The sequence below is a fragment of the Micromonospora sp. RV43 genome (assembly GCF_001029515.1).
Lineage (GTDB): Bacteria > Actinomycetota > Actinomycetes > Mycobacteriales > Micromonosporaceae > Micromonospora > Micromonospora aurantiaca.
In genome coordinates, this window is record NZ_LEKG01000094.1 from 19,569 (window position 1) to 28,257 (window position 8,689).

Consider the following 8,689-nt stretch of genomic DNA (forward strand, 5'->3'; position numbering starts at 1 on the left):
CCGCTACCGCCGCTTCACCATGAACCGCACCTTCCACCTCGACATCGGCGCACACCGCCTCTTCGCCAAGGTGAACCCGAACCCCGTGGAGGCTGCGGCCGAAGTCGCCGGGTACCACCGAATCCGCCACCACTACCGGCTACCGAGGCTGCATTCCCAACACCGCGTCGGGCACTGGACCCTCACCCTCTACGACCGCCACCAACCCGATCTTCCGGACACCGGCCTGCTCCTCGACGCTCTCACGTCCACCGGCCCCGGCAGCGCGGCCAACCTCGACTGCGGGCTCGACGCGATCCTCCAGCACTACCGCCGAACCATCGACGCGACCATCTGCCGAGTCCCGGCCTCACGCGCCAGCAGCAAGCTCTACCGCGACCGGGCCCAGCCTGGCGGCAGGCTGGACCACTACTACGGCCACAACCCGATAGTGCTCAAACTGACCGACGCCGACGGTCTCCGGCCCTCTGAGCTGCGGGAGACCACCCTCATGGTCAACGGACAGCCCCGACGGCTCGACCTTCCTGCCCTCGTCAGCGAGCTACGCGACGCCTTCCACCCGGACGAGCAGGTCTGGGCCGCGATGACACAGGGCGACCCCACCGACTTCAACATCGGCCTCGACGCCGACAACCAGCCCGTCTGGTTCGACTACGACACCGCAGGCCTCAATGCCCTCCCCGGCGAGATCGCCTGCTTCCTCTGGTACCAGAGACTGCACGGCGCCTGGCTCGTCGCTCACTACAACACCGACGCCTACGCCGATCACAGGAAGGCACTCGCCGAAGCTGTCGAGCCCACCGTACGGCTCAAGAGACTCTCCCACCGGGCCGTTGGCATCGACTACCAGCACCAACCATCGCCGGCCCGGCAGCAGGCCATCACCCGATACCTCACGACGCTCGCCCGGCCGCTCGCACGCTCCGCCGCCACCGACCTACTCACCTGGATACGCCCATACCTCGCTATGCGAATCCTCGCCGTCTACCCACTACAGCTCCTGGAACCCCGCGACGCCGCTCTGTCGCTGGGCCTACTCGCCGACCTCTACGCACCCGACGCCGACTTGGAGCAGATCCTCGGACTCACCACCCAGACGCCAGCGGAGCCGCCCTCATGAGCCGCCCCATCGCCGTCATCACCGGAGCAGGCACAGGCATCGGAGCGGCCATCGCCGCCCGTCTGTCAGCCGCCTTCGACCTCGTTCTGACCCACCGATACGACGACACCAACCTCGACGCGGTCGTCGAGGCCGCCCGCCGCCACGGCGCACAGACCCACACCGTCACCGGCGACCTGACCGCCGCTGACACCCAGACCGCACTTCGCGCCGCCATCGAGCAGCACGCCACCCAACTCGCCGTCCTGATCAGCAACGCCGGCGCGTACCCCCGCATCCCGTGGAGCCGGACGGACCTCAACGTCCTTCGCGACCAGCTCGAACTCAACCTCGTCACGCACGCCACCGTCATCCGCGCCGCCACACCGGCCTTCATCAGCAACAACTACGGCCGCATCGTCGCCGTCTCCTCAGTCATGACCCAACTCGGACGCATCGACCTCGCCGGCTACATCGCGGCGAAAAGCGGCCTGGAAGGACTCGTCCGCGCTCTCGCCCGCGAACTCGGCCCCCACAACATCACCGTCAATACCGTGCGGCCCGGCTCGATAGAGGTCCCCGCAGAGCACAGCGTCGTACCCGATCACGAGGCCATGGTCCGACGCCAGCTCGACCGACAGTGCATCAAACGGCGCGGCCAACCCTCGGACGTCGCCACCGCCATCGCCTTCCTGGCCACCCCGGAAGCGGGATTCATCACCGGCCAAGCGATCAACGTCGACGGCGGCTGGCACTTGTCATGACCGTCTTCTGGATCCGCCACGGCACCAGCCTCGACGGAATCACCCGCCCCCACGCCCATGCCCGCCCCGAGACGCCTCTCACCGCGCGCGGCGCTGCACAGATTGCCGCTACCGCCCACGCACTTCGTGACCGCGGTGTCCGGCCTGCAATCGTGTTGACCAGCCCGCATCCGCGCGCCGCCACAAGCGCCGAGATCCTGGCTGCGCTGCTCGGCGTGCCGCTCGCCGCTCCCAATCCGCTGTACGCCGAGTGGCGCGCCCCCGACTGCGTCCTCGGCAAAGGACCGGACGACTACCCAGCCGAGTACCACAGCTGGCGCACGCACCGGCTCCGCGACCCTGGCTCGGCCCTGGCCGGCGGCGAGAGCCTTACAGCGCTTTACGAACGGGCAGCGGCTGCCTCGGCGATCCTCGGACACTCGGGTGAAGGGTCCACAGCATTGATCGTCTCGCACCGAATGCTCATCGGCGCGGTCGCAGCGATCACCGCCGGAGCAAGCCGCCCCCAGGACGTGTTCCAAGCCGCACGCCGCTTCACGCTCGCACCGGCAGGGGTCTGGCCCGCCTTAGCTGAACTCCGATAGCAATGCATCGGCGTTCGCGAGGATGAACTCCTTCAGGGCCTCAGGCTTCAGGTCCACCTCAGGAAGGCGGTCGACGGCCACTCGGTCCAGGGCATAGCCGCCACGGCCCGGATCAGTGAACTCCGCACCCGTACGAGCGCTCGCGTCTACCCGGGCAAGCCGGCAGGAGACGAAGTGCTGTACGGACACCCCCTCGCCCGACGGCGAGCTGACCAAGAACACCTGGCTGAGCCGCTCTGCCTCCGCGCCCAACTCCTCCCGCAACTCACGCCGAAGGGCTGCGTCGAGGGATGCGTCCGTAGGTTCAAGGCCTCCACCGGGCGCGGTCCAGTAAGGGGCTTGGCCGGGCTTCGTCCTCTTGATTAACAAGAGCTGATCGCGTTCGTCCCACAGGATCGCTCGTACCGACCGACGCAGAACCTCACGCATGTAGACCCCTATCAACAGCTAACACGGCCTAGGCCAGTCGAAGCTACACCCGCACGGCAACTCACGATCGGTCACTAGGAGGATTCGGAGAGTGCGCTTGATCGACTAGCCTCTCTTGGCTGTGGGGGCAATGTCTAGCGATGTCCGGCTTCAAGCAGAGCAGCGGGCCCGGGTCCTGATCGATCGGCAGCTTCGAGATGCCGGCTGGCTCGTGCAAGACGGCTCGAAACGAACCTCTTCGCGGGCGCGGGTGTGGCCGTTCGTGAGGCGATCATGGCGAAGGATCACGGCCGGTTCGACTGCCTCCTGCATGTCGACCAGCGGGTCGCCGGGTGATCGAGGCCAAGCCGGAGGGAACCCCGCTGTCAGAGGTGGAGTGGCAGTCGGCCATGTACGCCGAGGGCCTTCCTCTCGCGGTGCGGCTGAAGGCGCTGACCCGCGACGGACGGCTGCCGTTCGTGTTCGAAGCCAGTGGCTCGAAACCCACCTCACCAACGGCTACGACCCCCAGCCCCGGGCCCGCCGTGACCGCTGTTCGGTCCGCAGCCAGCCCAGAACGGTCCGCGCCAGCGAGACCGCTTCGGTTCAGCTCCTCGAACGGCTCGCTGGTGGTGTCCCGCTTCAGCAGGCCCAGCGAGCTCAGGCCCTGTCGAAGGGGCATAGATCGCTGGCGCCCTTCGGGCGTCCGCTGCCCGATTTCAGGGGCTGGCTGGAAGGGCATCGTGGTTTCGGCGCGGCGCCGTGTACAGCGCGGTGACGTAATTGTCGGTCGCCGTCCCACCGGGTTGGCGGGCGACCACCTCGGCGACGCCGTCGAGGAACGCCTCCCGCTGGTCAGTGCTCAACTCGCGTACGTTCGGGAAGGTCCCCCACAGCCCGCGTGCGCCGTGCGGGGTCAGCTGGTGTTCCCAGCGGATCATCTCGACCTGGACGGGGCCGAACCAGTTACCTGCCTGCAGTTCCGCCGTGCGCTCGGCGACCCGCAGTGGGGCTGGCACACCGACGGGGCCGCGCCCCTGCCCCGGTAGCCATCGTCGGTACACCGCGTCCAGTTCAGTGTGCCAGGGCGGGCTGCGGTCGGGGTCACCGAACACCGTCCACCACACCGCCAGCCCTCCGCCCGGCCGGACGAAGCGGGCCAGCCGTCGCACCGCTGCATCCTTGTTCAGCCAAGGCGGTGGCGCAGACCGCCAGGTCGAAGGTGTCGTCGGGCAGCGGCACGGTGGTGAAGTCGCCCTCGACGACGGTCACGTCGTGGCCGGCCAGGTTCGTTAGCAGCCGGGCCGCCAGCCGGCCACCGAGTTCCACCGCCAGCACCGACGCACCGGCGTCCACGAGAGGACGGGTCACCTGCCCGGTTCCAGGTCCGATCTCCAGGACGCGCGCACCCGTTCGCAGCCCGCACTCGGCAAGCACCTCGTACACCCTTGGCGGGTATCCCGGCCGGGCCGCCTGGTAGTTGTCCGGGTCCTCGTCGAAGCTGCCCCGCCGGCTCAGCCGCTGGTCGTCACCGCTCACGTCGCGAGCGTATTCGCCCAGGTGACCGGGTCGGGCGTGGCCGCACGCGGTCGTCCGCTGCCGCTTCGATGGAGGTGGGTTTCACCCCGCCTTGCGGCGCTTCCGGTTGATCTTCTTGGCGACAGCATCGGCGGCGTCCTGGTGCATCCGCTTGGTGACACTCTGGTAGGTGTCGCGGGTCAGGGTCGTGGTGGAGTGGCCGAGTTGCTCGGAGACGACCTTGATGTCGACGCCGGCGTCGAGGGCGATGGTGGCGGCGCTGTGGCGCAGGTCGTGCAGCCGGATCGGGGGCATCCGGCTTTGCGGACGAGTTTGCGGAACCGTTGGGTGACGGCGTTGGGGTGCCACGGCTTGCCGTCGGGCCGCGCGGGGGTGTTTACCACCAGCGGCGTCTGACCTTGATCTCGCGTACGGGTATCTCGGAGGGGTGTAGGGGGCGTTCGACGACGGGGCGCATCGTGTGGGGTGTGATGCGATCGCGTTCGTGTTCCTCGGCGAACCGGGCGGCCTGTTCGTGTTCGCCGAGGGTGTCCAGGGCCTTGAGGATGTCGGTTACGAGGATGTCGAGGCGGTGGGTTTCTGCTTCGGCGGCGAGGAACCGTTCGTGGTGGGTGACTGCCCGGTGACCGCACCACTGGCGTAGTAGTTCGTGACGGGGCCGGTCGTGGCGGCGGTACCAGTCGTACTCCCATTCCGGTGTGGTCGACCGGTTGTCGCGGCCGACGCGGTGCTCATCGCCGAACTTGCATTTGTGGCGGGACTGGGCTTCCTGCTCGATGACGAGGTCGAGGACCTGGGTCGGATGGGCATGGCACGCGGCCTCGACCAGGTGGAGGGTGCCGGCCGGGGACAGGATGGTCCGGCCGTCGTGGTCGAACCATTGGGCCGAGGCGAGGATGTCGTCGACCGGGCCGTCGACGATCTCGCTCAGCCGGGCCCTGTCGTGGATGTCGGTGGCGCATGACACCGGGGACCAGAGCAGTTCGGCTACGTCTTCGCTGATCAGGAGGCCGAAGATCTCCTCGACGCAGGCTTCCTCTGTGTGATCGAGGCTCAGGTCGTCGATGCGTTGCCAGTTCGCCATCAGCGCGTCGAAGGTCCCGACCTCGCTCCACGGCACCCGCAGCCGCGACCCGGGGACCTTCTCCACCCGTTCGTCGGGGTCGTCGAGGAATCTGATCTCGAGGCGGGCGCTGGTCTTCTTCGGCTCGACGGCCAGGATGCGGACGCGTTCGGACGGTCCGTGGTCCGACTGCCGGTACGCCCATTCGTCGCCGACGGTGAAGCGGGCGGGGTCGATTCTCATCCAGCCGTCCTCGGGTAAGCGTCGCCTGTTGCGTGGTACCGGGTCGTGCTGGCGGTTCGCGCCGCGATGGCGGCAGGTCCCGGCGCAGGCTCCTGCACATCCGGCCGGAGTGTGGTGACGGTTGAGGTGGACGCACTTCAGGCGCCGCGGTCGAGCAGCCCGTGGTGCCACGATTCGGCCTGTCGGCGGATGCCGGCGTGGGCCTGCCGGTCATGATCAGGGCGGCGCTCCTTGCGTGGCCCGTGAGGGCTCCAGCCATTGAGGAACGGGCGCAGGTCCTCGGGCCCGGGTTCGAGGTTGTAGTCGATGTCAGCCAGCACACGGGGACTGCGGATGGGGTCGATCCGGTCGGCGGCGGCCCTGCCCCACGCGACCCAACTGGCGAGGGACCCGCCGGCGCCGGTGCGCCCCTCGGCCGTTTGTTCAAGGGCGGTGCAGAACGCGCGGATGTCAGCTGCGGTGGTCCACGCCTGGTAGGCATTGCGGAAGGTTTCCGCGCGGATCTTTTCGGCGGCCCGGACGCGGGCGTCGGCCATCGCGGCGTGCCATTGCGCGAGGGTAGCCTCCTCCTGCCGTCTGCGCTCGGCCGCTGCTTCCTCCTGCCGCCGCCGGTGTTCGGCCGCGGCCTTCTCCCGCGCGACTTCGGCTGCCCGCCGTTGCCGTTCGTCGGCGGTGACGCCAGCCTCGAACCCTTGGATGATCTGCGCGACGCGTTGTTCCAGACGTACGCGTGCGGTGTCGGTCCAGGTGTCCCGGTTGTCGTGTCCGGCCCGGGCGATTTCCAAGCGGAGCCTGCCGGAGTCGACGACGTCGAACTCCGCGGGTTTCATCCACGGCCGCAGGCGCAGCACCTTCAGCTCCTCGGCGGTGGGTTCATGCGGGACCTGGTCACGTTCCTCGGTCACGGTGACCGTGCGTCGAACCTGCCCGGCCTGGAGGAACACCCGCGGGTGTTTCGCCTTGGTGTTGACCCCGAGCCGGTGCCCACGCCGGGCCGCCTCGCCGGCGAGCTGCCGGATCAGCAGCAACGCCCGGGGCAGTGAGTCCGGGCTGACGGCGAGGTTGGTCGGATCGGCTTCGAGAGCGCTGAACGCCAGATGCGGGTCGGTGGTGACACGTCGGGTGTTGAGCCGGATCCGGTTCCAGTCGGTCTCGTCCGGACCGGCGTCGGTGTACAGGCGGATGACGATGTCTCCGGCGTCACGGCCAGTGTGGCGCAGATGGTGACCCGATGGCACAAGTCCCTGCTGCTTGAACGCGTAAATGATCCGGCGGTACCGGGCCCGCGTTCCACTATCGGGACTCTCGATACGGACCATGCCGCCCTCGCGCTGCAGGCGGTCGAGCAGTTCGCGAGCCGATCGCAGCAGGTCCTCCGACGAAGCGCCGCCGGCGATGCCGCCAGGTGCCGGCGTCTCGGACCGCGGGCGGGAAGCACGGTGGTCGGGATGATCGGGATGGTGACCATGCTCAAGGTGGAAGCGACCGGCATCGGTCGAGCACGCCCTCCACACCCCTGCCTTGCGTGTCACCGTCACCAAGCCCCGGTCCTGGAGCGCACGCGCCGACCGCCGGTACTCGACGCCGCCCGGGCCGCTGAGGTCATCACCGCCGTGGATCCGGCGAAGCAGGTCGAGCTGCCGCTCATTGAGCGAATCCCATCGCTGCACCACCCGACAGTAAGGGGCACGGCGTACTCGATGGAGTTGGACACGGCCGTAGACGGCAGCCCGGTCCGGAAGAACGAACCGAACTGTCGGCTCCGCCTGAAGCTGACCCGTGGTTTCGGAACCCGCCCGAACGGAGGGGCCAAGGTTGAACCCGCGCTGACACCGATCAGGTTCCGGCTGTCAGCGAACTACGAGGCTGGTAGGCGGGTGGCCCCTCGACTCTTTCGGCCGGGAGAAGCGGGCGGGCTCGTCGTGCGCGATCAGGCTGTGTGGTGTGATGAGCGGTGCAACGCTGGGGCTCCCTAAGCTAGACCGATCCCGGCGCAACCCGTTGCCCAGATCTCGGGGGAGCCTCAAACTCAGTGGGAGGAGCGCCGCCTTGACGGAAGTAATCGACGTCGCGGACAAGTGGGTTTACGTCGTCACGGACATTGAGGTCGACGGCCCGTGGCCGGGGCCCAACTCGATGAGGTCGTTCGCTTCCGTCGCTGTGACCTGCAACGGCGAGGAGCGCGGCACCTTCGAGGCCGTCCTCGAACCTCTCCCAGGTGCGGCTCCGAACCCTGACACGTATGCATGGTTCCAGACCCAACCCGAGGCGTGGGCCGCAGCAACGACCAATCCCCAACCCGTTCACGAGGTGATGACGCAGTTCGCCAAGTGGGTTCGCGCCCTGCCGAAACCGCGCATCTTTGCCGCCTCCCCGATCGCCTCCGACGGCGGCTGGATCGACTACTATCTCCGGCGCTTCACCCGCTACGGCTTGATTCAGGGCCCCTATGAAGAGGACGTTCTCTTCAACGGTCCTGGCCTGTGCCTGCGCAGCTACGCCGCAGCTGTGACGGGCCGTCCGGTAGCCGACGTGTCACCTCAGACCTTGCCTTCAGAATGGTTCGGCAACATTGCGCACACCCACCGCGCGATCGATGATGCGCGTGGTTACGCGCATTTGCTTGGCGTGCTGTTCAGGCGAGCGCGGACGCTCCAGTCGTCCGCTTGTTAATTAACACCGCGACAAGCTACACGCCCGCCGGGGCCGCTGCGGCGTAGTCGCGTAGAGGGAGCGGGGGCAGTTGGGTCTGGAACAGCCGCCGCCCGTGGCCCTCCACGCTTCGCCCCTATATCTGACCACATTTAGGGGTGGTTGCTGACCTTGAGATGAGCGCCGTTCGTCATCAGGCCGAACGCATCCCTAGGGCCTGTCCTGTCGATCATGGAAGCCAGATGATGGCGGCGATGAGGATCAGGCTGGCTCGGTAGAGGGATGCGCGTTTGGCGTAGCGGGTGGCCAGGTCACGCCATTGCTTGAGTCGGTTGAA

At 68.0% G+C, this 8,689-nt stretch carries 10 protein-coding genes and 1 pseudogene; 4 read left to right on the forward strand and 7 right to left on the reverse strand.

Features of this window, described 5'->3' with window-relative positions:
- Positions 1 to 19: 19 nt before the first annotated feature.
- Genes ABD52_RS22015 through ABD52_RS38460 form a run of 3 tightly spaced genes read left to right on the forward strand, consistent with a single transcriptional unit; the run spans position 20 to position 2,447 of the window.
- The gene (locus ABD52_RS22015) at positions 20 to 1,120 is read left to right on the forward strand and encodes a hypothetical protein (RefSeq protein WP_152748303.1); all 1,101 of its coding nucleotides are present in this window, start codon (positions 20 to 22) and stop codon (positions 1,118 to 1,120) included.
- Complete coding sequence (locus ABD52_RS22020; RefSeq protein WP_047893062.1) at positions 1,117 to 1,863, forward strand: SDR family NAD(P)-dependent oxidoreductase; 747 nt, start codon at positions 1,117 to 1,119, stop codon at positions 1,861 to 1,863. The genes ABD52_RS22015 and ABD52_RS22020 overlap by 4 nt, the downstream gene beginning before the upstream one ends.
- Positions 1,860 to 2,447: a histidine phosphatase family protein gene (locus ABD52_RS38460; RefSeq protein ID WP_082171364.1), complete on the forward strand. Its 588-nt coding sequence runs from the start codon at positions 1,860 to 1,862 to the stop codon at positions 2,445 to 2,447. The genes ABD52_RS22020 and ABD52_RS38460 overlap by 4 nt, the downstream gene beginning before the upstream one ends.
- Here the strand turns inward: ABD52_RS38460 and ABD52_RS22025 are convergent.
- From ABD52_RS22025 to ABD52_RS22045, 6 genes are all read right to left on the reverse strand, one after another.
- The gene (locus ABD52_RS22025; RefSeq protein ID WP_047893063.1) at positions 2,430 to 2,876 is read right to left on the reverse strand and encodes an NUDIX domain-containing protein; all 447 of its coding nucleotides are present in this window, start codon (positions 2,874 to 2,876) and stop codon (positions 2,430 to 2,432) included. The genes ABD52_RS38460 and ABD52_RS22025 overlap by 18 nt on opposite strands.
- 698 nt (positions 2,877 to 3,574) lie before the next feature.
- Complete coding sequence (locus ABD52_RS40975) at positions 3,575 to 4,027, reverse strand: hypothetical protein (protein WP_235437527.1); 453 nt, start codon at positions 4,025 to 4,027, stop codon at positions 3,575 to 3,577.
- Complete coding sequence (locus ABD52_RS40980) at positions 3,960 to 4,394, reverse strand: methyltransferase domain-containing protein (protein WP_235437528.1); 435 nt, start codon at positions 4,392 to 4,394, stop codon at positions 3,960 to 3,962. Before ABD52_RS40980 ends, ABD52_RS40975 begins: the two co-directional genes overlap by 68 nt.
- Before the next feature lie 81 nt (positions 4,395 to 4,475).
- Entirely contained in the window at positions 4,476 to 4,688 is a 213-nt protein-coding gene (locus ABD52_RS22035) for a tyrosine-type recombinase/integrase (RefSeq protein ID WP_047893064.1), read from the reverse strand.
- 82 nt (positions 4,689 to 4,770) lie between these two features.
- Positions 4,771 to 5,700, reverse strand: coding sequence for a hypothetical protein (locus ABD52_RS22040; protein ID WP_053065467.1), 930 nt, complete (start codon positions 5,698 to 5,700; stop codon positions 4,771 to 4,773).
- A 137-nt stretch (positions 5,701 to 5,837) separates the two neighbouring features.
- Positions 5,838 to 7,370 (reverse strand): hypothetical protein, encoded by a 1,533-nt coding sequence (locus ABD52_RS22045; RefSeq protein WP_152748304.1) that lies wholly within the window; start codon positions 7,368 to 7,370, stop codon positions 5,838 to 5,840.
- 379 nt (positions 7,371 to 7,749) lie between these two features.
- Here ABD52_RS22045 and ABD52_RS22050 point away from each other — a divergent pair, with 379 nt between their 5' ends.
- The gene (locus ABD52_RS22050; protein ID WP_200905222.1) at positions 7,750 to 8,373 is read left to right on the forward strand and encodes a hypothetical protein; all 624 of its coding nucleotides are present in this window, start codon (positions 7,750 to 7,752) and stop codon (positions 8,371 to 8,373) included.
- A 208-nt stretch (positions 8,374 to 8,581) separates the two neighbouring features.
- Here ABD52_RS22050 and ABD52_RS40270 read toward each other — a convergent pair.
- Positions 8,582 to 8,689, reverse strand: a pseudogene (locus ABD52_RS40270) (IS5/IS1182 family transposase); the annotation flags it as partial.